General features: G+C 75.4%; 16 protein-coding genes. 8 read left to right on the top strand and 8 right to left on the bottom strand.

The genetic code is table 11. From position 1 onward, the window contains the following. Window positions 1-9: 9 nt before the first annotated feature. From AC07BF_RS12645 to AC07BF_RS12630, 4 genes are all read right to left on the bottom strand, one after another. The gene (locus tag AC07BF_RS12645; protein ID WP_478333344.1) at window positions 10-3,261 is read right to left on the bottom strand and encodes a non-ribosomal peptide synthetase; all 3,252 of its coding nucleotides are present in this window, start codon (window positions 3,259-3,261) and stop codon (window positions 10-12) included. After that, entirely contained in the window at window positions 3,258-8,825 is a 5,568-nt protein-coding gene (locus tag AC07BF_RS12640) for an amino acid adenylation domain-containing protein (protein WP_478317101.1), read from the bottom strand. The genes AC07BF_RS12645 and AC07BF_RS12640 overlap by 4 nt, the downstream gene beginning before the upstream one ends. Window positions 8,826-8,880: 55 nt before the next feature. Then, window positions 8,881-12,051, bottom strand: a complete 3,171-nt coding sequence (locus AC07BF_RS12635; RefSeq protein WP_400844544.1) for a non-ribosomal peptide synthetase — start codon at window positions 12,049-12,051, stop codon at window positions 8,881-8,883. 463 nt (window positions 12,052-12,514) lie between these two features. Beyond that, window positions 12,515-13,384, bottom strand: coding sequence for a helix-turn-helix transcriptional regulator (locus AC07BF_RS12630; protein ID WP_363586239.1), 870 nt, complete (start codon window positions 13,382-13,384; stop codon window positions 12,515-12,517). Window positions 13,385-13,498: 114 nt separating this feature from the next. On the opposite strand from AC07BF_RS12630, the gene AC07BF_RS12625 reads away from it, so the two are divergent. Next, the gene (locus tag AC07BF_RS12625) at window positions 13,499-15,085 is read left to right on the top strand and encodes an MFS transporter (protein ID WP_363586238.1); all 1,587 of its coding nucleotides are present in this window, start codon (window positions 13,499-13,501) and stop codon (window positions 15,083-15,085) included. Between the two features lie 94 nt (window positions 15,086-15,179). Here AC07BF_RS12625 and lpdA read toward each other — a convergent pair whose 3' ends face one another. Continuing rightward, window positions 15,180-16,586 carry a dihydrolipoyl dehydrogenase gene (gene lpdA / locus AC07BF_RS12620; protein ID WP_363586237.1) on the bottom strand — a complete coding sequence of 469 codons (1,407 nt, stop codon included), beginning with the start codon at window positions 16,584-16,586 and terminating at the stop codon, window positions 15,180-15,182. Window positions 16,587-16,912: 326 nt separating this feature from the next. Further along, window positions 16,913-18,412 carry a M28 family peptidase gene (locus AC07BF_RS12615; RefSeq protein WP_478333354.1) on the bottom strand — a complete coding sequence of 500 codons (1,500 nt, stop codon included), beginning with the start codon at window positions 18,410-18,412 and terminating at the stop codon, window positions 16,913-16,915. Window positions 18,413-18,697: 285 nt separating this feature from the next. Between AC07BF_RS12615 and AC07BF_RS12610 the strand changes: the two genes are divergently transcribed. After that, the gene (locus AC07BF_RS12610; RefSeq protein WP_363586236.1) at window positions 18,698-18,877 is read left to right on the top strand and encodes an antitoxin; all 180 of its coding nucleotides are present in this window, start codon (window positions 18,698-18,700) and stop codon (window positions 18,875-18,877) included. A 162-nt stretch (window positions 18,878-19,039) separates the two neighbouring features. On the opposite strand, the gene AC07BF_RS12605 is transcribed toward AC07BF_RS12610, so the two are convergent. After that, on the bottom strand, window positions 19,040-19,231 hold the full coding sequence (locus AC07BF_RS12605; RefSeq protein WP_363629726.1) for a hypothetical protein: 192 nt from the start codon (window positions 19,229-19,231) through the stop codon (window positions 19,040-19,042). 75 nt (window positions 19,232-19,306) lie between these two features. Between AC07BF_RS12605 and AC07BF_RS12600 the strand changes: the two genes are divergently transcribed. Continuing rightward, window positions 19,307-19,927 (top strand): TetR/AcrR family transcriptional regulator, encoded by a 621-nt coding sequence (locus tag AC07BF_RS12600; protein ID WP_363586234.1) that lies wholly within the window; start codon window positions 19,307-19,309, stop codon window positions 19,925-19,927. On the opposite strand, the gene AC07BF_RS12595 is transcribed toward AC07BF_RS12600, so the two are convergent. After that, complete coding sequence (locus AC07BF_RS12595; protein ID WP_363586285.1) at window positions 19,914-20,441, bottom strand: DinB family protein; 528 nt, start codon at window positions 20,439-20,441, stop codon at window positions 19,914-19,916. The genes AC07BF_RS12600 and AC07BF_RS12595 overlap by 14 nt on opposite strands. A gap of 1,054 nt (window positions 20,442-21,495) precedes the next feature. On the opposite strand from AC07BF_RS12595, the gene AC07BF_RS12590 reads away from it, so the two are divergent. From AC07BF_RS12590 to AC07BF_RS12570, 5 genes are all read left to right on the top strand, one after another. Then, window positions 21,496-22,032 (top strand): PadR family transcriptional regulator, encoded by a 537-nt coding sequence (locus AC07BF_RS12590; protein ID WP_363586233.1) that lies wholly within the window; start codon window positions 21,496-21,498, stop codon window positions 22,030-22,032. 187 nt (window positions 22,033-22,219) lie between these two features. After that, window positions 22,220-23,089: a class I SAM-dependent methyltransferase gene (locus AC07BF_RS12585; RefSeq protein WP_363586232.1), complete on the top strand. Its 870-nt coding sequence runs from the start codon at window positions 22,220-22,222 to the stop codon at window positions 23,087-23,089. Between the two features lie 309 nt (window positions 23,090-23,398). Continuing rightward, complete coding sequence (locus tag AC07BF_RS12580) at window positions 23,399-24,283, top strand: isocitrate lyase/PEP mutase family protein (RefSeq protein WP_363586231.1); 885 nt, start codon at window positions 23,399-23,401, stop codon at window positions 24,281-24,283. Continuing rightward, entirely contained in the window at window positions 24,280-24,582 is a 303-nt protein-coding gene (locus AC07BF_RS12575; protein ID WP_363586230.1) for a hypothetical protein, read from the top strand. The genes AC07BF_RS12580 and AC07BF_RS12575 overlap by 4 nt, the downstream gene beginning before the upstream one ends. Beyond that, the gene (locus AC07BF_RS12570) at window positions 24,579-25,649 is read left to right on the top strand and encodes a bile acid:sodium symporter family protein (protein WP_363586229.1); all 1,071 of its coding nucleotides are present in this window, start codon (window positions 24,579-24,581) and stop codon (window positions 25,647-25,649) included. Before AC07BF_RS12575 ends, AC07BF_RS12570 begins: the two co-directional genes overlap by 4 nt. Window positions 25,650-25,802: the final 153 nt, after the last annotated feature.

The following is a 25,802-nucleotide window of genomic DNA, read 5'->3' as shown; positions in this document are numbered from 1 at the left end:
GCCGTGCCCTCAGCCGGTGAGCCGGCCGGCGGCCTCCGCCTCGGTGAGGCCGTCGATCTCGGCGATCAGCAGCGCCTCGATCCGGGCCGCCAGGACGGCCGGGGTGCTGCTCTCGAAGACGTCCCGGATCGGCATGTCGAGGCCGAGCCCGGCTCGGATCCGCGCGGCGACCCGGGTGACCAGCAGGGAGTCCCCGCCGAGCGCGAAGAAGTCGTCGAGCACCCCGACCCTGGGCACGCCCAGCACCTCCTGCCACAGCTCGGTGACCAGGTGTTCGGCGTCGGTGCGCGGCGCGAGGTAGCGGGCCCCCGCGGCCGGTTCGGGGTCGGGCAGGGCCGCCGGGTCGGGCTTGCCGTTCGCGGTCAGCGGCAGCCGGTCCAGCAGCACCACGGCGTCCGGCACCAGGTAGGCGGGCAGCCGCCGGGCCAGGTGCTCGCGCAGCTCCGCCGGGCCGGGCCGGGCGCCCAGGCGGGGCACCGCGTACGCCAGCAGCCGCCGCCCGTCGCGCAGCAGCACCGCGGCCTGGGCGACGGCCGGGTGCGCGGCCAGGGCGGACTCGATCTCGGCGGGTTCGATCCGGTAGCCGCGCAGCTTCAGCTGGCCGTCGCCGCGCCCCAGGTACTCCAGTTGCCCGTCCGTACGCCAGCGGACCCGGTCGCCGGTGCGGTACATCCGGCCGCCGGTGAACGGGTCCACGGTGAGCGGGTCGCCGGTCGACGGGTCGCCGGTCGACGGGTCGCCGGTCGACGGGTCGGCGGTGAACGGGTCGGGCACGAAGGCGGCCGCCGTCAGGTCGGGCCGGCCCAGGTAACCGCGCGCCAGCCCGGCGCCGCCGAGGTACAGCTCGCCCTCGGAGCCGCGCGGCAGCAGGGCACCGCGCTCGTCCAGCACGTGGAGCTGGACCCCGGGCAGCGGGCGGCCCAGCGCAGGCCGGCGGGCGGTGTCCGCGGCGGTCAGGTCGGTCGCGGTGACGATGACGGTGGCCTCGGTGGGGCCGTAGGTGTTGACCAGTCGGACGGCGTCGCCGTGCCGCTGCCGCCACCGGTCGACGGCGTCGGCGCCCACCTGGGAGCCGCCGAGGATCTGCAGGCGCAGCGCGGCCGGCCAGCGGGTCTGCTCGCCGAGGCCGACGAGTTCCTCCCAGTAGGCCGTGGGCAGGTCGAGCACGGTGACGGTGTCGCCGTGCGGGCCGCCCAGCAGGTCGGGCAGGGTGCGGCCGCCGCCGGGCAGCAGGACGACGCAGGCCCCGGAGGCGAGCGCGGGCCAGAGCTCCTCGACGTGGGTGTCGAAGCCGAGCGAGGCGAACTGGACGATCCGGTCGGCGGGTCCGAGCGCGTAGCCGTCGGGCCCGGCCATCCAGGCCACCCGCGCGGCGAGCGCGGCGTGGTCGACGGCGACGGCCTTGGGCGCGCCGGTGGAGCCGGAGGTGTAGAGCACGTAGGCCGGGCCCCAGGGGTCCGACGGGACGGGGTCGGCGTGCCCGGGGTCGGCGTGGTCGGGACCGTCGTGCCCGGGGCCGTCGATCGCCGGGTCGACGCCGGTGAGGACCAGGGCGGCGTCGGCCTCGCGCACCATCAGCCGGCGGCGTTCCTCGGGGTGGGCCGGATCGAGCGGCAGGTAGGCGGCGCCGGCCTTCCAGATCGCGGTCAGGGCGACGACCAGGTCGAAGGAGGGCGGCATCGACACCGCGACGACCCGGCCCGCCACCCGGCCGAGCCGTCGCGCCAACGCGCTGGAGCGCCGGTCGAGTTCGCCGTAGGTCAGGCTCCGGCCGTCGCACTCCAGCGCCGGGGCGTCCGGGCGGGCGGCGGCCTGCTCGGCGAACCGTTCCAGCACCGTCCGGGCCTCCTGGGCCTCCGGGCCCGCTCCCAGTGCGAGCAGTTCCGCCCGCTCCTCGGACCCCACCAGCCAGTCCCCGTGCAACGGGAGCTGCGGGTCGTCGACCACCCGGGCGAACAGGGCGCGGCACCGCCGGCCGAGGGCCTCGACGGTCTCCCGGTCCAGCACCTCGCGGTCGAAGCAGAAGGACAGCGCGATCCCGCCGTCGGCGGTGCGCCAACTGTCCAGCAGCAGGTCGGTCTTGGCCTGCTCGAAGCCGGAGTCCATGCTCGCGGTGCGGACGCCCGCGGGCAGGGCGGGCGCGCCGGGGCCGCCCGCCAGGTCGTACTGGCTCTGGTGGACGAAGACGGCCCGGTACAGCGGCCCGGCGCCGGGCTCCGCGGGCAGGCCGAGGTGGGCGGCGAGCCGTTCGACCGGCACGTCCTGGTGGCCCAGGGCGGCGAGCGTGGCCGAGCGGGTTCGCCGCAGCACGGTACGGAAGTCGGGGTCGCCGGTGAGGTCGGCCCGGATCACCGCCGTCCGGCTGAAGTAGCCGAGCAGCGCCTCGTGCGCGGCCTCGTTGCGGCCGGCCAGCGGGGTGCCGACCACGAAGTCCCGACAGCCGGTCCAGCGCGCGAGCACGTACTGGTACCCGGCCAGCAGCACCATGAACGGGGTGCACCGCTCCTGTCGCGCCAACTGGTCGAGGGCGGCGGTCAGTTCGGGGTCGAGGCGGACGGTGGTGAACCCGGCGGGCCGGGCCGGGTCGGCCGGCCTCGGGTGGTCGAGCGGGAGGCGCAGCGCGCCGGTGCCGGCCAGCCTCTCCGCCCAGTAGCGGAACGCCTCCTCGGCCGCCCCGCCGGCCGTCCTGGCCTGCTCGGCGCGGGCGAAGTCGCCGTACTGGAGCGGGAGTTCCGGCAGTTCGGCGGGGGCCTCGCCGATCGCCTCACGGTAGAGGGCGAGCAGTTCGCGCCACATCGTCCGGAACGACCAGCCGTCCGAGACGATGTGGTGGACGACGACGCAGAGCGCGTGCTCCCCCTCCCCCGCGCTGATCAGCGCCGCCCGCAGCGGCGGCCCGGCGGCGAGGTCGAAGGGCGCGTTGACGTACGGGCGGCAGGCGTCGGTGAACTCGGCCTCGGCCGCGCCCTCGGGCAGCCGGACCAGGGCGAGGTCGATCTCGGCCGGGGGCTGGACGAGTTGGACGGGTTCCTCGCCGTCCGCGGCCGCGGGCCCCGCGGCGGCGCCGAGCGCGAAGCGGGTGCGCAGGATCTCGTGCCGCGCCGTCAGCCGGTGCAGCGCGGTGCGCAGGGCCTCCGGGTCGATCGGCCCGGTCCACCGCCGGTTGAGGTACATGTTGAAACCGGCGTCGTCCGGGTGGAGTTGCTGGAGGAACCAGAGCCGGCGCTGTTCGCCGGTCAGCGGGTGGATGGCGGTGGTCACCGGACGGTCACCTCGGTCTCGGAGCGGCGCGGGGCGGCAAGGGCAGCGGGAGCGACAGGAGCAGCGGGGGCAGCAGGGGTGGCAGGAGCGGTCGCGGCCCGGTCCTGGAGGGTCTTCAGCCCGACCAGGTCGTCGGGCTCGGCGTCGGGGACGTCCCGGTCGAAGTGGCGCAGCACGGGCACGGCCAGGCAGACCAGCACCAGGGCGGCCATCGCGAGGCCGAACAGCAGGTAGAGCAGCCCGATGCCGCGGCCGTCGCCGGTGCCGATGAGCCGGCCCACGGTCGGGGCCAGGGTGCCGTCGTGGTCCATCAGCGGCTGGAGCAGCCGGGGCCCGAGCGGGGCGACCAGGGCGAAGCCGACCGGCAGGGTCGACCAGGCGACCATGGTGTTCACGGCGATCACCCGGCCGTGGAAGCGCAGCGGCACCTTGGTCTGCACGATGGTCGCGTAGACGCCGTTGACCAGGGCCAGGCCGAAGGCCATGCCGAACGCGCCGAGGGCGACCACGACCAGCGACGGGCGCAGCCCGGTGACCAGGCACGCCCCGGCCAGGGCCAGGGTGGCGAGCAGCACCCCGCGCAGCCGCAGGTGGCGCGGCCCGCCCCAGGCGAGCAGGGTGAGCCCGCCGAGTACGGCCCCGAGGCCGGCCGCCGTCGACACCCAGCCGGCCGCCGCGAGCGGGGCGAAGGAGAGCACCAGCGGGGTGGTGAGCAGGAACAGCGGGGAGAGGAAGATGTTCAGCACCGCGAAGAACAGCAGCATGGCCCGGAAGTGCCGGCTGCCGAGGGCCCGCCGGAAGCCCTCGCGGATCTCGGCGGAGACGCTCTCGCGCCGGCGGGCGCCCATCAGGTCGGGGAAGCGGACCGCCAGGGTGACGGCGAGGGCGGCGGCGTAGCTGACGACGTCGAGGGTGAGGATGCCGCCGAGTCCGATCGCGGCGAGCAGGCCGACGGCGAACAGCGGGACGAGGAACTGGGCGAGGCCGAAGGCCATCTGCACCAGGCCGTTGGCCCGGCCGAGGTAGCGCTTGGGGACGAGTTGGGGCACCGCGGCGTTCCAGGCGAGCCGTTGGAAGGTGAGCGCGGTGGAGAGCACGCCGATGAGCACGTACGCGTGCCAGACCCGGAGGCTTCCGGTGAGGTGGAGCAGGAGCAGCAGCGCCTGGGTGGCGCCGGCGGCGAGGTCGCCGTAGAGCATGATCCGGCGCCGGTCGCCCCGGTCGACGACGGCGCCCGCGATCGGTGCGGCGAGGATGCCGGGGACGAGTCCGCAGGCGGCCAGCAGTCCGAACTGGGCCAGGGAGCCGGTGCGCAGGTAGATCCAGACCGGGAGGGCGAACTCGGTGAGCGCCGATCCGATCATCGACACCTGCTGCCCGGAGGCGACGGTGAGGAAGCGGCGCATGGTCGGTCGCAGCGGGGCCTGCTCCGCCCGTGGCGCGCCGTCGCCCCGGGAGAGCCCGGCCAGCCACCAGGTCGCGCCGTCGCTCCGGTGGTGCCGTTCCTCCTGGCCGGCGGCGATCGAGCGGTGGACGCGGGTGAGGATCTCCGCGAGTTCGGCGGCCCGGTACTTGAGGTAGAAGTGGCCGGCCTCGTCGAGCACGACGACCGCGGCGGTGTCGGTGAGCCGGTGCCACTCCCGGTAGCGCTCCTGGTAGAAGTCCGTCGCCGGGTCGCGCTCGCCGCAGACGGCGATGATCGGGGCCCTGATCCGGCCGTCCTCGCTGTCGAACAGCCGGGTGAAGTAGCGTTCGGCGTCCTTGGTGCCGGTGCGGCGGTTGCGCACGATCAGCCGCAGCTGCTCGGCGTCGACCTCGTCGGTGTCCAGCCCGGCGGCGGCCAGCGCGTTGATCATGCCCTGGTCGTTGCGCAGCCGGTCGGTGAGGTCGGCCCAGCGTTCGCCGACGGCGGCGCCGCGCCCCCGGGGGCGGGCGAAGGGGAAGATGCCGCCGAGGTGGACGGCGTCGATCTCCCGGCCGGCGGCCTCGACCTGCCGGGCGATCTCCACGGCCAGGCGGACGCCGACGCCGCAGTGCCCGTACAGCACGATCGGGCCGGGGACGTTCTCGACGATCTCGCGGGCGCAGGTCGCGGCGACCTCGTCGATGTCCATCGCCTCCTCGCCGAGTTCGTGCCCCGGGACGGCGATCGAGTACAGCGCCCAGTCCTCGGGCAGGGCGTCGGCGAGCGGCTTGTAGATGAGCGCGCTGCCTCCGCCGTAGGGGGCGCAGACCACGCTGGCGGTGGTGCGCGGACTCGGCGGGGTGAGCCGGTGGAGCAGGCCGCCGGGGCCGCGTTCGGCGGTCGGGTCGGCGACCAGGGCGGCGAGCCGGCGGACGGTGGGGTGGGTGAACAGGTCCATCACGCCGATGGGGGCGGGCAGCTCCGGGAAGGCCCGGCGCAGGCGGGCGACGACCTGGGTGGCGAGCAGGGAGTGGCCGCCGAGGTCGAAGAAGTCGTCGAGCGCGCCGACCCGTTCGATGCCCAGCACCTGGGCCCAGATCGCGGCGATCGCCGTCTCGGCCTCGCCGTCGGGTTCGACGTGTCCGCCGGTCGGCGCCGGGTCCTCGGGTTCGGGCAGCGCCTTGCGGTCGACCTTGCCGTGGGCCAGCAGGGGCAGCGCGTCGAGGACGACGTAGCGGGCCGGGACGAGGTAGTCCGGCAGGACGGCGCCCAGCGCCTCCCGTAGTTCGGCGGGTGTCGGGGCGGGGGCGGCGCCGGGGTGTTCGAGGTAGGCGACGAGATTCTGGCGGACGCCCTCGCCGCGGAGCGTCACGAGCGCCTGGGTGATGCCGGGCAGCGCGGTGAGCGCGGCCTCGATCTCGCCGGGCTCGACCCGGTAGCCGCGGACCTTGATCTGGTCGTCGGCGCGGCCCAGGTACTCCAGCGTGCCGTCCGGCCGCCAGCGGGCCAGATCGCCGGTGCGGTACATCCGCCCGTCGGCGAACGGGTCCTCGACGAAACGTTCCGCCGTCAGGTCGGGGCGGCCCAGGTAGCCGCGGGCGAGCCGGTCCCCGCCGAGGTAGAGCTCGCCCACCACCCCGGGCGGCACCGGTCGGCGGGCCTCGTCCAGTACGTAGCAGCGGGCGCCCGCGAGCGGGGTGCCGATCGGGGTGCTGCCGGGTCCCGCCGGGCCCGGCAGGACCTCGTGGACGGTGACGCCGACCGTCGCCTCGGTCGGCCCGTAGTGGTTGAACACCGCGCAGCGGCCCCGGCCGGCGAGGTCCGCCGCCCAGGCCCAGGGCGACGCCTCGCCGCCGAGCACCAGGGCCCGGCGCGGGAGCAGCCGCTCCGCGTCCACGTCGGCGGTCAGCGCGGCCAGGTGCGACGGCGTCATCTTGAGGTAGTCGATGCCCGACTCCTCGATGCGCTCGGCGAGTTCGGCACCGGCGATGCGGCGCGGCAGCAGGTGCACCCGGCCCCCGGTGGTCAGCGCCAGGTACAGCATGGTGATGCTGAAGTCGAAGGACAGGGACTGCAGCAGCCCGTAGGCCGCACCGGGCTCGATCCGCAGGCGTTCCCGCACGCCGGCCAGGTAGTTGAGGATCTGGCGGTGCTGCACCGCCACGCCCTTGGGCTGCCCGGTCGAGCCGGAGGTGTAGATCACGTAGGCGAGGTCGTCCGGCCCGGACGCCTCCGCCAACGGGGCCTCGTCCGGCAGGATTCGACCCTCGCCGACCGGCTCCCGGTCGACGAGCAGCTCGGCGCCGTCGTAGCCGGCGAACGCCGTCCGCAGCCGCGAGTCCGTGACCAGCACCCGCACGCCCGCGTCCGCCACCAGGTGGGAGAGCCGCGCGGGCGGCTGTTCCGGGTCCAGCGGCAGGTAGCCGCCGCCGGCCTTCAGGACGCCCACCAGGGCCGCCGCCAGTTCCGGGGACTGCTCCAGGCACACCGCCACCCGGTCGTCCGGGCCGACGCCCAGCGCCCGCAGCCGGCGGGCCAGGCCGGTGGCCCGGGCCTCGAGTTCACGGTAGGAGAGGGTGCGGCCGTCGAAGACCAGTGCCGGGCGGTCGCCCGCGCCGCGCGCCGCCTCGGCGAGCAGCCCGGTCAGCGTCCCGGGACCGGCCTCGGGCGCGGGCAGTTCGGGGCCCGCCGCCCAGCGCTCGACCACGTCCCGGCGCTCGGGCCCGGTCAGCATGGGCAGGCCGTCGACGGGCTGCGCCGGATCCGCCGTCGCCGCCGCCATCAGCACCTCGAAGCGCTCGGCGAGCCGCCGTACGGTGTCGGCCTCGAAGAGGTCGGTCCGGTAGGTGATCAGGCCGTAGAGCCCTCCGTCCTTCTTCTCCCGCAGGTAGAAGGCGAGGTCGGCGTGGGTCGTGGTGGCCTCGTAGCCGAACCCCTCCGCCGCCGCGGCGGGCGCGGTGGAGGCGGCGCGGTCCCCGTAGTTCTGGAAGGCGAAGGTCACCTGGAACACCGCCGAGCGGCTGACGTCCCGTTCGACGTCCAGGTCCGCCACCATCTGCTCGAACGGCACCTCCTGGTGGGTGTAGGCGTCGAGCGTCGTCTCCCGCACCCGCCCGATCAGGCCCGCGAAGCTCTGCCCCGGCTCCAGCCGGGCCCGGATCGGCAGCATGTTGACGAACGCCCCGACCACGCCCTCCAGTTCGCGGTGGAGGCGGCCGGCCACCGCCGAGCCGACGGCGAAGTCCCGCTGCCCGGAGTGCCGCCCCAGCAGCACCTGGAGGCCCGCCATCAGCACCATGTACGTCGACGCCCCGTGGGCGCGGGCGCACTCGGCGACGGCCCGCACCAGCTCCGGGCTCCAGTGCAGCTCCAGGGCGGCGCCGTCGAAGGTGAGCACCGGCGGACGCGGGCGGTCGACGGGCAGTTCCAGTGCCGGGACGTCGGCGAGTTCGGCGCGCCAGTGGTCCCGGGAGGCGGCCAGTGCGCCGCCGGCCAGCCGCTCCCGCTGCCAGTGCGCGTAGTCGCCGAACTGTACGGGCAGCTCCGGGAGTTCGACGGTGGTGCGGTGGGCGTACTGGGCGTAGAGCGCGTCCAGTTCGCGGTTGAGGATGTCGATGGACCAGCCGTCGCAGACGATGTGGTGCATCACCAGGGCGAGCACGTGGTCCTCGTCGGCGAGCCGGACCAGCAGCGCCCGCAGGAGGGGGCCGCGCGCCAGGTCGAAGGGGCGGCCGACCAGCGCGCCGATCTCGTCGGCGGCTCTTCGCCGGGGGTCCGGATCGTCGGCCGCGTCCACGAACTCGGCCGGGAAGGGGCCCGGTTCGGCGATGGCGACCTCGGCGGTGCCGTGCTCCGTGGTCGGGAACGACATCCGCAGGCTCTCGTGGCGGTTCACCAGGTCGGCCAGGGCGCGGTCCAGCGCCGGGCGGTCCAGCGGCCCGCGCAGCCGGCGGGCCGGCGCCAGCGCGTAGGCCGTCCCGCCCGGTGTGAACTGGTCCATGAACCAGAGCCGTTCCTGCCCGCTGGACAGCGGCGGTGCGCTGCCCTCGGGGCGCGGCTCGACGGTGCGCCGGGGCGCGGCGGCGCCGCGCAGTCGCTGGGCGAGCAGGGCGCGTTTGGTGGCGGACCAGTCGGCGGGCGGGTCCTGGGTGTCGGTCATCGGCGGTCCATTCGGGCGGGGGCGGGAGGGGGAGCGCAGGGGTACTCGCCCGTGGTCAGCGGCGCTCGCGGACGGCCGCGGCGATCCCGGCCGGGGTCGAGGCGTCGAAGAACAGGTCGAAGTCGAGCTCCACCCCGAGCGCGGCGCGGATCCGCGCGGTGATCTGGATGATCGTCAGTGAGTGCCCACCGAACTCGAAGAGGTCGTCGTCCGGGCCGACCTCGGGCAGGCCCAGCACCTCGGACCAGATCGCCAGGACGGCTTCGGTGACGTCGTCGCGGACCTCCGCCACCACCGGGGCGGCACCGGGGGCGGCCGACGGCGGTCCGGCCGCGGGGGCCACGGGCGGCGGGGCGGGCAGGGCGCGGCGGTCGAGCTTGCCGTTCGGGGTGAGCGGCAGGCGGTCCAGCGCCACGAACCGCCGGGGCACCATGACGGCGGGCAGGGTGCGCAGCAGGTGGTCCCGCAGGTCGGCGGCGCCCGTCGGCCCTGCGCCGGGCGCCGGGACGTGGTAGCCGACCAGCCCGGGCTCCCCCGGGCTCTCCTCGTACACCGTGACGGCCGCCTGCGCGACCGCCGGGTGCTCCAGCAGCGCCGCCTCGATCTCGCCGGGTTCGATCCGGTGGCCGCGGATCTTGACCTGGTCGTCGGCCCGGCCGTGGAAGGCCAGCTCGCCGTCCTCGGTCCAGGCGGCGAGGTCGCCGGTGCGGTACATCCGGCGGCTGGCGGCCGGGGCGTCGGCGGACAGGCCCGCAGCGGACGGGGTGCCGGCGGGCGGGGTGCCGGCGAACGGGTCCGCGGTGAAGCGCTCGGCGGTCAGGTCGGGGCGGCCCCGGTAGCCCTCCGCGACCCCGTCGCCCCCGAGGTGGAGCTCGCCGGGCACCCCGACCGGCAGCGGCCGGTGGTCCGCGTCCAGGACGTACGCCCGGGTGTTGGCGATCGGCCGGCCGATCAGCACGGCCTCCGGCCCGGCCGGGACCTCCGCACAGGTGGACCAGATCGTCGTCTCGGTGGGCCCGTAGACGTTGAACAACCTGGCGACGCCGGCCCGCAGTTCACGGGCCAGCGGCAGCGGCAGCGCCTCGCCGCCGACCAGTGCGGTCAGCCCCGGCGGCAGCGCCCCGGCGCTGAGCAGCACCCGCCAGCCGGAGGGGGTCGCCTGCACGTGGGTCACGCCCTCGCGACGGACCAGGTCGCGCAGGCCCGGGGCGTCCAGGGCGGCGCCGTCCGGTGCGAGCACCAGGCGGCCTCCGGTGGTCAGCGGCAGCAGCAGTTCCAGGCCGGAGATGTCGAAGGAGAGCGAGGTCAGCCCGAGCCACACGTCGTGGGGCCCCGAGCCGAGCAGGTCGGCGAAGGAGGCCAGCAGGTTCACCAGCGCCCGGTGGCCGATCTCCACGCCCTTCGGCCGCCCGGTGGAGCCGGAGGTGTACAGCACGTAGGCGAGGGCGCCCCGCGTCGCCGCCGGGGCGGTGGTGGTAGCCGCCGGCGCCGGGTGGTCCGTCCCGAGCCGGAGCACGGCCGGCGCCGCCGCCGCCAGTTCCGGGGCGGGTTCCCGGTCGGTGACCAGCAGCACGGCGCCGGAGTCGGCGAGCAGGTGCGCCAGTCGCTCGCCGGGATAGCCGGGATCGAGCGGCAGGTAGGCGGCCCCGGCGGCGTGCACGGCGAGCAGCACGGCCGGCAGGTCGGCGGAGCGGTCCAGGTGCAGGGCGACCAGGTCGCCCGCCGCGACCCCGGCCCCGCGCAGCACCGCCGCCAGTTCGTCGACCCGCGCCACCAGGTCCCGGTAGCTCAGCCGCCCGGTGGCGGCGCTGACGGCGGGGGCGTCCGGTGCCTCTGCGGCCCGCTCCCGCACCAGGTCCAGCACCGTGCGGTCGCTCGGGTAGGCGCGGGCGGTGGCGTTCCACCCGGTGGTCACCAGGCGCCGCTCGGCCTCGCCCAGCAGGGCGAGGTCTCCCAGCGGCGTCTCCGGCCGCGCCGTCGCGGCGTCGAGCAGCGCCCGGTAGTGCCCGGCGATGCGCTCGGCGGCGGCCGGCGGCAGGACCGCCGGGGCGTACTGGAGGGAGCAGTCCAGGGCGTCGGCGGTGTCGACCACCTGGAGGTGGAGCGTATTGCGGGCGGCGCCGTTGAACACGGCCCGGTCCACGCGCGCGGCACTGCCCGGGAACACCGGGTCGGCGCCCCGGGCGCGCCGGTACCCGAACGACACCGGGGCCAGGCCGACCCGGGCCGTCAGCCCGCCCACCGCCGCGCCGAACGGCACCGACCGGAACGGGTACCCGGCGCGCGCCTCGGCGCGGACGGCCCGGGCGTAGCCCGCGAAGGAGTCCCGGACGCTCGCCCCGGACGGCGCGTGGACCGGCAGCTCGTTGACGAACAGCCCCGGCTCACCGGCCTGTTCCGGCGCCCGGACGGACAGCGGCACGGAGACCGGGACGGCCTCGCCGCCGTAGCGCAGCAGCAGTCCGTGCAGCGCGGCGAGCAGGAACTCGAAGACGGTGACGCCGCTGCGCCCGGCCGCGTCGGCCAGCCGCGCCCGGGCCGGACCGTCCAGTCGCCAGCCGACCGACTCCCCCGGCCCCGCCGCCGTGACGGCCTGCCGCAGCCCGGGGAGCACCGGCGCCGTCGCGGCGGCCCAGCGCGGGCCGTACCAGTCGGCGGCCCGGCGCACCAGCTCCGGAGCCGGCGGGGCGGGCGAAGAAGGCGGGCAGGGCGGCGTGGCGGCCTCGACGTCGGCACAGGCCTCGGCACAGGCCTCGGCGTCGGCGTCGGCGTAGGCCTCGGCGAGGCCCGCGACCAGGACGTCCTTCGACTCCCCGTCGAACACCGCGTGGTGAACGACGATCAGCAGCTCCGCCGCTCCACCTCCGCGGCGGTAGAGGGTGAACCGCGCCGGCGGTCCGGCCGACAGGTCGAACGGCCGCGCCACCTCCTCGGCCAGCCGCTTCTCCAGGTCCTCCACGCGGTCCCCGGAGGCGTCGACCACCTCCAGGCCCGGGGCGGGCCCCCGCTCCAGCAGCACCTTGCCGTCGCGCTCCACGAACACCACGGACAGCGCGCTGTGACGGTCGGCCAGCGCGGACACCGCCCGGCCGAGCACCCCGGCGTCGACCCGGTCGAAGGAGATCCGGACGGGCATCTGGAACGCCCCGTGCACGGGCCCGAGTTGCTCGGTGAGCCAGATGCCCTGCTGGAAGGACGACGCGGACACGGGGAACGACTCAGGCATCTGCGGCTCGATTCGGCAGTCGGCGAAACGGTAGGGGCACGCGACCGGGCAGCGACGCTGCCGCCACGGATCCGCTGGTGACGCGGCCACCGAATACCGCCCGGCCCACCCCTGGCCGGCCGACCGGCCGCACCGGCCCCCACCCTCCCGGCCGCCCAGATCCCCCCTGCGCACGCCCGGGCCGGAGCCGGTCTTCTCCCCCGCGAAAAAGACCTTGGTCCAAACCTGCCGAGAGATTCGCAGAGAACCCACCCCTCGTCAAGGGTTCTCCACCCGCCCCACCAGGCGTCATGTACGCGCCCAGCCTGCGGAAATCCCGCCGTTCCGACTCCGTCCACGAGCCCGCCATGGACGGCGGGGCGACGACGGCGGCTCCGCGCCGGAGCGGATCAGGCCCGGAGCGGATCAGGCCCGGAGCGGATCAGGCCCGGAGCGGATCAGGCCCGGGCCGGGCGGCCCCGGTTCACCTGCCCGGGGCGGCGGCCGCGAAGCCGCCGAGGAAGGCGAGCGCCTCCTCGGCCGGGCTCCCGGGGGCGGCCGTGTAGACGACCAGGAGGTGGCGCGCGGCGCCCGGCGCCTGGAAGGTCTCGTAGTCGAGCGTCACGTCGCCGACCACGGGATGCCGGAAGCGCTTGGGGCCGTGGGTCTTCTCGTGCACGTGGTGGCCGGCCCACAACCGGCGGAAGGCGGCGCTGCCGAGTGCCAGTTCGCCGATCAGGCGCACGAGTTCGGGATCGTGCGGCTGCCGGCCGGAGGCCATCCGCAGGATGCCGACGGTGGTGCACGCGGCGTCCTCCCAGTCGAGGTGGACGTCCGGCGCGCCCGGGTCGAGGAAGATCCGGCGGGCCAGGTTGCGTTCGCGCGGCGGGAGTTGGGGGAAGTCGGCGATCAGAGCGGCGGCCAGCCGGTTCCACGCCAGGACGTCGTTGCGGTCGTTCATGATCAGCGCGGGGGTGGTCGGCATCGCCTCCACGACCCGACGCAGGGCGGGGCGCAGGGCGTCGCCGTCCCCTCCGGCGCCCGCCGCCCTGGCCGCCGAGCGGCGGGGCGGGCGGGCCAGGTCGTACAGGTGGGCGCGCTCGGCGGGGCCGAGCCGCAGGGCGCGGCCGAGCGCGTCGAGCACCTCGTCGGACGGGCGCTCGGCGCGGCCCTGTTCCAGCCGGACGTAGTAGTCGGTGCTGAGGCCGACCAGTTCGGCGACCTCCTCGCGCCGCAGGCCGGGCACCCGGCGGCGTCCGGTCGGCGGCAGCCCCGCCTGCGCGGGTGACACCAGCGCCCGCCGGGTGCGCAGGTAGTCGCCGAGGCTGGCGGCGAGCGTGATCGGTTCGGCCATGCGTTCCAGTATGGGGCGCCCGGCCGGGGGTGCGGGGGCCGGAGGGTGGCCCTGTCACACCCAGGGAACGGGGCTCTCTTCACCCGGCGGCGGCGCCCGCGAACGATCGGGGCCATGACTGTTTCTCCCCGCCTCGACGACGCCCGTCCCGAAGGCGCCCGTCCCGAAGACGCCCGCCGCGCCGCGCCGCCCCGGACCGAGCACCCGTCGGGCACGGCCGCTCCCCCACCGCGTACCGACGGCGGTCCGGGCGGCTACTGGGCGACCGTCACCGCCGTCGGCTGCGCCAGCATGATGCTGCCGTTCTCGGTGACCGGGGCCGCCGTGGCGCTGCCCAGCATGACCGCGCGGCTGGGCTCCTCGGTGGGCGCCGCCCAGTGGATGCTGAACGCCTTCAACCTCACCTTCGCCGCCCTGCCGCTGGCGGCCGGCGGCCTCGCGGACCGGATCGGCCGGCGGCGCGTGCTGCTGTCGGGGATCGCGCTGGTCGGCGCGCTGTCCGCGGTGGTGGCGCTCGCGCCGTCGATGGCCGTGGCCGACGCCGCCCGGGCGGTGCAGGGGTGCGGGGCGGCCGCCGTGCTGGCGGCGGGCGCGGCGGTCCTGGCCCAGTCCACCTCCGGGCGGCGCCGACGGCTCGCCTTCGGGATCCTCGGCACCTCCTTCGGCACCGGCCTGGCGATCGGGCCGCCGGCCGCCGGCCTGCTGGTGGAGGCGGCCGGCTGGCGGTCGGTCTTCCTGCTCGTCGCCGTCCTGGCCCTGCCCGCGTGGCTGTGCGCCACCCGGGCCCCGGAGTCCCGCAACCCGGACCACCCCGGGATCGACCTGCCCGGGGTGGTCTGCTTCACCGGCGGGCTCGCCGCGCTGTCGTACGCGCTCGTGCAGGCCGGCACCGCCGGCTGGACGGCGCCGGGCACGCTGCTGCCGCTGGCGGGCGCGGTGCTGCTGCTGGTCCTGTTCGCCGGGGTGGAGGTCCGCCGGGCCGGGCGCGCCATGGTCGACGTCCGGCTGTTCCGCAGGCCCGAGTTCCTCGCCGTGGTGTGCCAGCCGTTCACCGTCACCCTGGGGTTCGTCGTGCTGCTGGTCTACCTCCCGGCCTACCTCCAGGGCGTGGGCGGCAGGAGCGTCCTGACCAGCGGTCTGCTCCTGCTGCCGATGACGGCGCCCGTCCTCCTGCTGCCGTTGGTGGCCGGGCGCCTCGCCGCCGCCGTCTCCGTCCGGGCGGTGCTGACCGCCGCCTCCGCGCTGATCGCGGCGGGCTCCCTGCTGCTGGTGACGGTGCGCGGCGACGGGTCGTGGCTCGCGCTGGCGGTGCCGCTGCTGCCGTTCGGGGCCGGGGTCGGACTGGCCTTCGGGGTGATGGACGACGCGGCCGTCGGGACCGTCCCCGCCGAGCACGCCGGGGCCGCCGCGGGCGTCTTCAACACGATGCGGATCACCGGGGAGTCCGTGGCCGTCTCCGGGGCCGCCGCGCTGCTCAGCACGCTGACCGCCGCGCACCTGGGCGGCAGCGGCCTCGCCGCCGACGAGGCGGCGCAGCTCGCGGGGCAGGCCGTCCAGGGCAGGGTGGCCGCGGCGCACCAGGCCGCTCTGGCCGCCGGGTTCACCGACGCCCTGCACGTCCTCGGGCTGGTCCTCGCCGCGCTGTCCGCCCTCGGCGCGGTGCTCACCTACCTCGCCCTGGCGCCGGACGAGTCGGCCTGACCTGCCGTCGGAGCCGGTGCCGGGCCCGGGGCCGCCGGAACACGGCAGGGCCCGCCCGGGAGGTCGGGCGGGCCCTGCCGTCATGCGGTGCGCGTCACATGTTGATCATGTGGCCGGCGAGGCCGTGGATGGCCTCCTTGACCGCCTCGCCGAGGGTGGGGTGGGCGTGCACGTTGCGGGCCACCTCATGGACGGTGAGGTCCCACTGCTGGGCCAGGGTCAGCTCGGGCAGCAGCTCGGTGACCTCGGGGCCGATCAGGTGGGCGCCGAGCAGCTCGCCGTGCTTGGCGTCGCTGATGACCTTGACGAAGCCGATCGGGTGACCGAGGCCGTGCGCCTTGCCGTTGGCGGTGAACGGGAACTTGGCGACCTTGACGTCGTGGCCCAGCTCGCGGGCCTGCGCCTCGGTGTAGCCGAAGGAGGCGATCTGCGGCTGGCAGTAGGTGGCGCGCGGGATCATGGCGAAGTCGACCTCCATGGTCTCCGCCCCGCCGATGGTCTCGGCGGCGATCACGGCCATCGTCTCGGCGGCGTGCGCGAGCATCAGCTTGGCCGTCACGTCGCCGATCGCGAAGATGTGCCCGGCGCTGGTACGGCCGCGGCCGTCCACCGCGATGGCGCCGCGGTCGGTCAGCTTGACGCCCGCGTTCTCCAGGCCGTAGCCGTTGACGCGCGGCGCGAAGCCGATCGCCTGGAGCACCTTGTCGGCCTCCAGCACCTGCTGCCGGCCGTCCCTGGTGACGGTGACCTTGACCTTGGCGTTCGGGTCGCTGTCGTCGATCGACTCGACCCGGGTGGAGGTGAGCACCTCGATGCCGAGCTTGCGGTACTGCTTGGCCAGTTCGGTGGAGACCTCGACGTCCTCCAGCGGCACCACGCGGTCCAGGAACTCGACGATGGTGACCTTCACGCCGTAGTTGTGCAGCACGTACGCGAACTCGACGCCGATCGCGCCGGCGCCCGCGATGATGATGCTCTCCGGCAGCTGCTCGGTGAGGATCTGCTCCTCGTAGGTGACCACCCGGTCGCTCAGGCTGGTGCCGGGCAGCAGCCGGGTGGTGGCACCGGTGGCGATGACGCAGTGGTCGAAGGTGACGACGTCGAAGCCGCCGCCGCTGAGCGCGACCTGGAGGGTGTGGTCGTCGACGAAGGTGCCCCAGCCGTCGTACTCGGTGATGCCGTTCTTCTTCATCAGGTAGTGGACGCCCTTGACCCGGCCGTCGGCCACCGAGCGGCTGCGGCGGAAGGCCTCGCCGAAGTCGAAGGTCACCTGGCCCTCGACCTTGATGCCGAAGGTCTTGGCCTCCTTGGTGAAGATGTGGGCGAGCTCGGCGTTGCGCAGCAGGGCCTTGGAGGGGATGCAGCCGACGTTCAGGCAGACGCCGCCCCAGTACTTGGCCTCGATGACCGCGGTCTTCAGACCGAGCTGAGCGGAGCGGACGGCGGCGGTGTAGCCGCCGGGGCCGGCGCCGAGGACGACGACGTCGTAGTGCGTGCTCATGTTGCTGACTCCTCCGAGGGTGTCACGGTCCCGTGATCTCGGTCCCATGGTGTCAGGACCGGGTTCGACGCACCCACCGGGTCTCGGCGGATGCGCTCCGCGCGGCACCGTACCCGGCCCGGGGCCGGATTGTCAGTGTCCTCGGCTACGGTGCTCGCAACCTCGCCGGGCAGGGGCGGGGCCCGGGGGAGGTCCGGGGCGGGGCCCGGGCCGGGGCTCGGGGGTGCGAGCGGGAGGAGGGGCCGAATGGCGGACGAGCGCGGCGGAGCCGGCGGGTGGGACGGGTGGGCCCGCCGCCCGAGGACGGCAGCGGGCCCACCCGGGCGTCAGGCCGTCACCTCGTGGGCGTGGCCCCCGCTCATACCGCCGCCGCCACCCGCCTGGCCGGCGGGGCGCTGCGGCGGCACGGGCCGGTTCAGCGAGGAGAGGTCCCAGGCGTAGGTGCCGACGGCATGGGCGATCACGTCGATGTTGACGTCGAAGGCGTCCATGTCGATGTTCTTCAAGCCGTCGCAGGCCTTGTGGTAGCAGGCGTCGAAGGCCACGCCCGCCGTGCCGCCGTAACGGCCCTCCTGCGCCGACGACTTGACCACCTCGGCGCCGGTGTCGGTGCCGCCGGCCGGGATGCCCGCGTCGATGAACGGGCCGTAGTCGGAGCGGCCGTCGAAGGCGGTCGGCTCGTGCGGCAGGCCCCGGCCGTCCAGGTAGCCGGTGAGGTCCCGCTCGATCTGCGCCGAGCCCTCGGGGCCGGCGCCGCCGCCGGTGCTGCCCGAGCCGTCGTAGACGAACTGCGCGTAGTTGGGAGAGGCGATCATGTCGAAGTTGAGGTAGAGCCTGATCTTCTTCCGGTCCGCCTCGGAGAGCGACTTCACGTAGGCCTCCGAGCCCTTGAGGCCGAACTCCTCGGCGGACCACCAGGCGAACCTGACCTTGTTCTTCACCGGGTGGACGGTCAGGTTGCGCGCGACCTCCAGGATGCCCGCCGCACCGGAGCCGTTGTCGTTGATGCCGGGCCCGGCCGCGACGGAGTCCAGGTGCGCCCCGACCATCACGGTGTCGGCCGGGTCGCCGCCCCTGGTCTCGGCGATGACGTTCCAGGTCTTGCGCGGCTCCATGACGGTGCGGATGTCGAGGTTCAACCGGACCTGGCCGGCGGCGGCCTTCGCGGCCAGCGCCTCCCCGGCGGCCCGGGTGATCCCGCCGACGGGGATCCTGCCGGCCGCGGGGTCCCCGAGGGTGCCGTTGAGGTCGCCGTCGGTGTTGTTGTAGATGATCGCGCCCACCGCGCCGGCCGTCGCGGCCGCGGCCTGCTTGACGGCGAAGCCGCAGCCGCCGCGCTGGATCAGCGCGATCCGGCCGGTGAACGCGCCGGCCGGGTAGTCGGTGGGCGCGCAGCCGGTCGTGGCGCTGACCGGGGCGACCGCCAGGTCGGCGGTCAGGCCCGCGTCCGGACCGCCGAGCGAGTACGTCATGGCGGTCAGCGGGATGCTCTCGGCCTGCGGGGACAGCACCTGCAGCCGCTCCGAGCGGGCCTCGAAGAAGGTGTACTCGAACTCCTGCCGGGACACCTTCAGCCCGGCCCGGCGGGCCTGCTCGTAGACGTAGCGCGCGGACTCGTCGTGCCCCTTCGAACCGGCCACCCGGGTACCGCCGTTGCGGTCGGCGATCCGCTGGAGCGCGGCCAGGGTGTCGTGGGCGCTCTCGGCGTCGGCGGCCTCGACCAGGCGCGCGGCGAGCCTCTCGCCTCTGCGCACCGGGTCCGGGTCGGCGGCCGCGCCACCGGCCCCGGCCAGCAGCAGCGGGGCGGCCAGGGCGGCGACGGTCAGTACGGCGCCCGCGCTCCGGACGGTGGCAGTGCGCGGGCGCTGGTCCCGGCGCTGCTGGTGCGGTATCGGGGTGGACTGGTCGAGCGGGCTGGTCCGGCGGAGGGGCAGGGAGATCGGGCGGCGGGCTCGGGGCTTCAAGGCGACTCCTTCCGGCGGTCCGTGAACTCCCGATTTGACATGACCGGCATCACGTTGCCAAGGCCGCCGCGCGGCCGCGGGATGCGGACGGCGGCGGAGGCGGTGATCCTGGAGGGGTGGGGCCGTCTCTTCCAGGAGCGTGACCAGATGTCCATGTTGGATAAGCTCAAGGGCCTGCTGAAGGGCCACGAGGACCAGGCCGACAGGGCCGTCGACAAGGCGGGGGACGCCGTCGACGAGCGCACCCAGGGCAAGTACAGCAGCCAGGTGGACTCCGCCCAGGAGCAGGCGAAGAACCAGTTCCGCGACCAGCCGCCGCAGCAGTAGACCGAACCCCGCCGTACGCCTGCGGCCCCGGTCAGGCCCGCCCGGCCGCACCGGGGCCCAGCCGTTCCGGGCCGTCGTTCGGCTGTTCCGAGCCGGGGTTCAGGCGTTGCGGGTCAGCGTTCAGCCGTTCCGAGCCGGGGCCGATCCGTCCTGGACCTGCGGTCAGCCGTCCCGCTCCGGCGCGGCCTCGGCCGCGGGCCGCCGTGCCCCCGCCTCGCCGCCCGTGCCGCCAGTGCCGTCCGCGCTCCCGGCCCCGCAGTTCTCGCACGGTTGCGGCCCTGGCCGCTCGCGCAGGCGCCCGCACTCCGGGCACACCCGGTCCAGCCAGCAGGCCGCCTCTCCGCCTTCGTCCATGCCTCCGAATTCTGCCCGGAGCGCCCGCACCGACGAGAGTAGACACTGTCTACAGCAGCCTGGTAGACAAGGCCCATGACCGATCAGGACAAGGACCTGCGCGCACGCCTGGTGGCCGCCGGCGTCGAACTGGTGACCAGGGAGGGCGTCCACGCCCTCGGTCTGCGCGAGATCGCCCGGCAGGCGGGGGTCTCGCACGGAGCCCCCCGCCGCCACTTCCCCACCCACCGCGAACTGCTCGCCGCCATCGCGCGGCACGGGTTCGGCAGGCTCACCGACACCCTGGCCGGCGCCGACGCGATGGCCGCCACCACCGACGCGGCCCCCCGCACCCGGCTCGACGCGCTCGCCCGCGCCTACCTCGGCTTCGCGGCGGCCAACCCCGGCATGTTCGAGCTGATGTTCCGTCACGACCTGCTGGAGGGCAGCGGAGCCGAGCTGCGGCACACCACCCTGCCGATGTTCCACACCGTCGCCCGCCTGGTCGGCGAGGCCCGCCCGGAGTCCACCGATCCCGGACCGGCGGCCGCCGCGCTGTGGGCGAACCTGCACGGCCTGGCCCAACTGCGCGCCTGGGGCAGCCTGCGGCTCATCACCGGCGGCGAGGACGTCGAACCGCTGCTGCGCGCCGCCCTGGACGCCCACCTCGGCCCGGCTCCCGAGGCCCTCCCCCGGGGAGCCGTCACACGCCGGTGAGGCCGTCGATGCTCTCCCGGAGCAGGTCCGCGTGGCCGTTGTGGCGGGCGTACTCCTCGATCAGGTGCACCAGGATCCAGCGCAGCGAGACCGTCTCCGAGCCGAACACGGCCGCCGCCCGCTCGGAGAGGCGTCCGGTGTCCTCCAGCGCCGCCGCGGCGGCCAGTTCGCGGCCCTGCTCGACCTCCGCCCGCCAGTCGGCCAACGCCTCGGGCATCCCCCGGTCCGGGGTGAGCGCGTAGCCGCCCTCGCCGTCCGCGCCGTACAGCGGCGGCGCTTCCCGGCCGGCCAGCACCCGCTGGTACCAGGTGCGTTCGACCTCGGCGAGGTGCTGGACCAGGCCCAGCAGCGTCATCGTCGACGGCGGGACGGCCGCCAGCCGGACCTGCTGGTCGTCGAGTCCGGCGACCTTCTGCACAAGAGTCACCCGATGGAACTCCAACCAGCCTTCCAGCATGGCGCGTTCGTCTGCGTGCGGGGACGGCAGCGGCCGCCCGTCGAGTGTCGGTCCCATGGCTTCCACTGTGGCACAGCCGGGCGACCGGAGTCGATCATCCGACCGGCTTCGGGGCCGGTCGCCCTGGTCCGCCAACGGCGCGGGCCGCAGGGGCCCGCGCCGGGCCAGGAGAAGCAGCAGGCCGAGCTGCACGGCCGCACCCACGGCCGGCCCCGCCCACACCCCGGTCACCCCGAGCGGCCCCGACAGGGCCGCGGAGGTGGCGAGTTGGGCGCCCGGGCCGAGCGGCACGGAGAGCACCAGCGGCCAGCCGGCGCCCGCCGCCTGGCGCACCCCGCCGAGGGCGACCACCAGCGCGTACGGGAGCAGGTGGAGCACCGCCATCCGCAGGAAGCCGACGGACTGCACGGCCGCCACCGGGTCGTCGGTGAACAGCGCGGTCAGCGGGACGGCGAGCGTCGGGGACAGCGCCGCCGCGACGGCGCCGAGGAGCGCGGCGAGGCGTCCGGTGGCGCGGTGCAGCGCGCCCGGCGCGGTGGCGCGGTGCAACGCCCAGCGCGGTGGCGCGGTGGCGCGGCCCGCGCCGCAGAGGCGGGCGGCCTCGATCGCGGCGGCCTGCCGGAGTGCGTAGAACGCCATGGTGACGACCAGCAAGGCCCGGTAGCCGATGCCGTACCCGGCCACCGCCGCGACGCCGAAGCCCTCGACCAGGGCGAGTGGCGAGTTGGGCCGTGCCGACGGCCATCCGGGCGGTGAAGTCCAGGCCGAACGGCGCTCCCGCGCGGACGATCCGGCCCGCCGCCGCGCCGGTTCCCCGGCGGGTGCGGGCAGCCGTGGCCCCAACCGCAGGGTGACGGCGGCGACCGCCCCGCCGAGGCCGGCCACCCAGAAGGTGCCGATCACCGAGACGATCACGCCGGACAGCAGTTCGGCGTAGACCGGTCCGGCCAGCGCGGCCAGTCGTCGCGACGGACGCCCGCGCATGCTTCCTCCCCCGTTCCGCCGCCCGCCGGCGGCATGTCTCGAATAGAGATATATCTTATCGAGGCACATCGACAAGAGGTAACATGGGGCGCGCCACAGGGCGCACTCCGACGAAAGGGCTTCGACCGTGCTGACCCTCGCGATCCTCGGCTTCCTGTACGACCAGCCGCTGCACGGCTACCAGCTCAAGTCCCGGATCACCGGCCTCACCGGCCACGTCCGGCCGGTCAGCGACGGCGCGCTCTACCCCGCCATCGCCAGACTGGAGAAGGCCGGACTGCTGCGCCGCCGCACCGAGCCGGGCAGCGGGGCCGCACCGCGCCAGACGCTGGAGCTCACCGAGGAGGGCCGGACCGAACTGCGGCGCCGGCTGGCCGACCCGGAGCAGGCCGAGATCACCGACCAGATCCGCTTCTTCGCGCACGCCGCCTTCCTCCACCACCTCGCCGACCCGCCCGCGCAGGCGGCCGTGCTCCGGCGCCGGCTGGCGTTCCTGGACGAGCCGAGCAGCTTCTCCTACGACGGTGAGGGCCGCGCGGTCACCGCCGAGCTGGAGCCGAACCCCTTCCGGCGCGGCATGCTGCTGGTCGCCCGGGCCTCCACGGCGGCCGAGCGGGCCTGGCTGGCGGAGACCATCGCCGAGCTGGACGGCCCGGCGCACTGACCCGTGAGGCCGGGGACGCGACCCGGCGCGCGCCTTCGCACAGCAGCGCGAACGCGCGAAATCGCGCCGTTCCGAGCCGGCTCCCAGTCGGCCTCCGCGTCGCTATGATGATCGGCCTCACGTCCACGGCGTCCCCTCCGCGGCGTGAACCCGCCACCGCGCCCCGCCCGCCCTCCTGGAGGCCGCCGTGCCCACCGCCGAGACCGCAGCCACCCGCCCCGCGCCACTGACCCGGGACGACATCCCCGGCTGGTTCTTCCGTCTCGACCGGGCGGCCTTCGGCCACCTGCTGGCGGCCCAGACCACGGCGGGCGCCACCGGCGACATCCTCGAACTCGGCAGCTACCTCGGCCGCAGCGCCGTCCTGCTCGGCGACCACCTCCAGACCGGCGAGCGGCTGACCGTCTGCGACCTGTTCGACTCCGAGGCGGGCGACGCGGACAACGCCGCCGAGATGGCGATGTCCTACCGCAAGACCCTCACCCGGAGCGCCTTCGAGGCCAACTACCTCGCCTTCCACGGCGAGTTGCCGGAGATCGTGCAGGCGCCCACCTCGGTGCTGGCCGACGGCCGGATCCCGGCCGGGAGCTGCCGCTTCGTCCACGTCGACGCCTCCCACCTGTACGAGCACGTCGCCGGGGACATCGCAGTGACCAGGGCGGCGCTCGCCGAGAACGGCGTCGTGGCGCTGGACGACTACCGCTCGGAACACACCCCCGGCGTGTCGGCGGCGGTCTGGGAGGCGGTCTTCACCGGCGGCCTGCGGCCGGTGCTGCTCACCCCGATGAAGTTCTACGGCACCTGGGGCGACGCCGCGGCCGTCCGGCAGGTCCTGCTCGCCCGCGACTGGCGGGCCGAGGGCTACACGGTGGACGACGACACCATCGCCGGGGAGCCGGTGCTGCGGCTCAACTACCAGGTCAAGGCCCCCGTCCAGCAGTCCACCTCGCGCCGGCTGGCGCTGGACCTGCTGCCGCCGGTCGCCACCCGGGCGACCCGCCGGGTGCTCCGGACGCTGCGCGAACGCCGCGCCGTCCGCCCCGTTCCGGCGTCCTGACGCTCCGGCGCGCCGACGCGCGCCCGCAACTCCCCCGCCACGGCCACGGCTACGGCTACGCGCCCATCGCCGGGGGCGCGGGATTCTCCGGCGGCCGGGCCCGACCGGACCAGGGCGGTGGCGTGGATCTTCCACGCCACCGCCCTTTTCATATGTCTGACATATCTTCAATTCAACGCCTCACTCGAATGAGTGAATCTCCCTTAAAGATTTGCCCACGGAACGTTAAAGGTCGCATAGTGATGGAGCCTCAGTTGGGTCTAGGGAAGACCAAGTTCAGGCAAAGCCACCGCGAGTGAGGAGAAGGCCTTGTTCCACGGAACCACGGCGTCGGGCCACGGGCAGCGGCTCCGCGAGGAGATCACGAGCCCGGGAGCCACGCCCCTCATCGGCGTCTACGACATGTACTCGGCCTCCATCGCGGCCGAGCACTACAACGGCATGTTCGTCTCCGGATTCGGCTTCGCCGCCTCCTACTACGGCCTGCCCGACATCGGATTCATCGCCTGGCCGGACATGGTCGGCTTCGTCGAACGGCTGCGCGGCGCCTTCCCCCGGCACCATCTCCTGGTCGACATCGACGACGGCTACGTCGATCCCGAGGTCGCCTGCCACGTCGTGCGCAGGCTCGAACGCATCGGCGCGTCCGGCGTCATCCTGGAGGACCAGAAACGGCCGCGCCGCTGCGGCCACGCCGACGGCAAACAGGTCCTCCCGCTGGAGGAGTACCTGGAGAAGCTGGACCTCGTCCTCGCCAACCGGACGGACCTCCTGGTGGTCGCCCGCACCGACGCCACCGAGGAGGACGACATCCTGCGCCGCGCCCGAGCCCTCGCCGCCACCGACGCCGACGTGGTGCTGGTCGACGGGGTGCGCAGCGAGGACTGGATCCGGCGGATCCGGCGGGTCGTCGGCGACAAGCCGCTGCTGTTCAACCAGATCGCCGGCGGCAAGTCCCCCCGGTTGTCGCTCTCCGAGCTGACCGAGCTGGGGGTGGACGTCGCGATCTACAGCACGCCCTGCCTGTTCGCGGCCCACCGGGCGATGGACGAGGCGCTGGCCGGGCTGAAGGTGGCCGACGGGCGGCTGCCGGCCGGCGCCGGGGAGAGCCGGCAGATCGGCGTGCGGGAGTCCACCGAACTGCTGGAGCGGAACATCGCGCGCTCACGCCCGCTCACGGGGGTGACGGTGTGACGGCCGGGCTGCGCGGTCCCGCCCCGCCCCCGGCGGCCGCCGTCCTGCGGGCCACCGCGCTGGGGCTGGCCGGGGCGTGCGGCCTGCTCGCCGGCGCGGCGGCGCCCGCGGCGGCGGGCGGGGGGCTGATCACGCTCGTCGACAACTCCAACGCCGATTCCTGGGTGGAGATCGACCGCACGGCCAACGTCCAGAACGGCAGCGGCTCGGCGGGCAGCGACCACGACGGCGCCGGGTCCCTGGTGGGCGGCCTGCTCGGGTCCGGCCCGGGCGGGGCGGCGATCGGGGGTGGCCGATGACCGACGACACCGCCCGCCGGGGCCGGCGGCGCGGGCCGCGGCCGCGCCGGTTCGACCCGTACCTGGTCGCGCTCGCCGGGGCGGTCGGCCTGGCCGCCCTGTTCCCGGCCACCGGGGGCTCGGCGCGGGTGGCGGCCGTGGCCTGCAACCTGGCGGTGGCGCTGCTGTTCTTCCTCTACGGCGCCCGGCTCTCCGCCCGCGAGACGCTGGCCGGGCTGCGCCACCTGCGGCTGCACGGGCTGGTGCTCGCCGCCACCTTCGGCCTCTTCCCGCTGCTCGGGGCGGCCACCGCACTACTCACGCCCGTCCCGCTCAGTGGGCAGTTGCAGACCGGGGTGCTGTTCCTCTGCCTGCTCCCGTCGACGGTGCAGTCCTCGGTGGCGCTGACCGGCACCGCCGGGGGCAGCGTCCCGGCGGCGATCTGCGCCGGGACGTACTCCAGTCTGGCCGGGCTGCTGCTGACCCCGCTGCTGGCGGCCTGGCTCCTGGACGTGCACACGGCGCTGTCGGCCGAGGGGCTGCTGCGGATCGGGGCCCAGTTGCTCGCGCCGTTCCTGCTCGGGCAGGTGCTGCGGCCGTGGATCGGTGCCTTCCTCGCCCGGCACAGACGGGTGCTGACGCCGGTGGATCGGGGCTCGATCCTGCTCGTCGTCTACACCGCGTTCAGCGCGGCGACGGCCCAGGGCAGCTGGGGCCTGGCCACCCCGGGCGCCCTGCTCGGCCTGCTCGCGGTGCTGCTCGCCCTGCTGGCCGCCGCGCTCGCGGTCACCGGGCTCGGCGCACGGCTGCTGGGGCTCGACCGGCCGGCCACCATCGCGGCGGTGCTGTGCGGCTCGCAGAAGAGCCTGGCGAACGGCCTGCCGATGGCCACCGTGCTCTTCGGGCCCCAGGCCGGGCTGCTGGTCCTGCCGCTGATGGCGTATCACCAGCTCCAGCTGGTGGCCGGCACCGTGCTCGCCGGCCGTTGGGCCCGCGCGCCGGACACCACACCCGCCGGGCAGGCCCCGCCCGCCGATCGGGTACCGGGCGCGCTCACGGGGCCGGGCGGGCCGCCCGTTCCCGGGTGAGCCGACGCCTGGGGCAGGTGCCTGGGCCCGACGTCTGGACTCGACGTCTGGGGCCAGCGCCTGGGGCCGGACGGCGGGGGGGGGGGGGGGGGGGGGGGGGGGGGGGGGGGGGGGGGGGGGGGGGGGGGGGGGGGTTGGGGTGCGTCATATTTT

It is taken from the genome of Kitasatospora sp. NPDC043950 (assembly GCF_056435345.1).
This window is presented reverse-complemented; position numbering and strand designations above follow the sequence as displayed.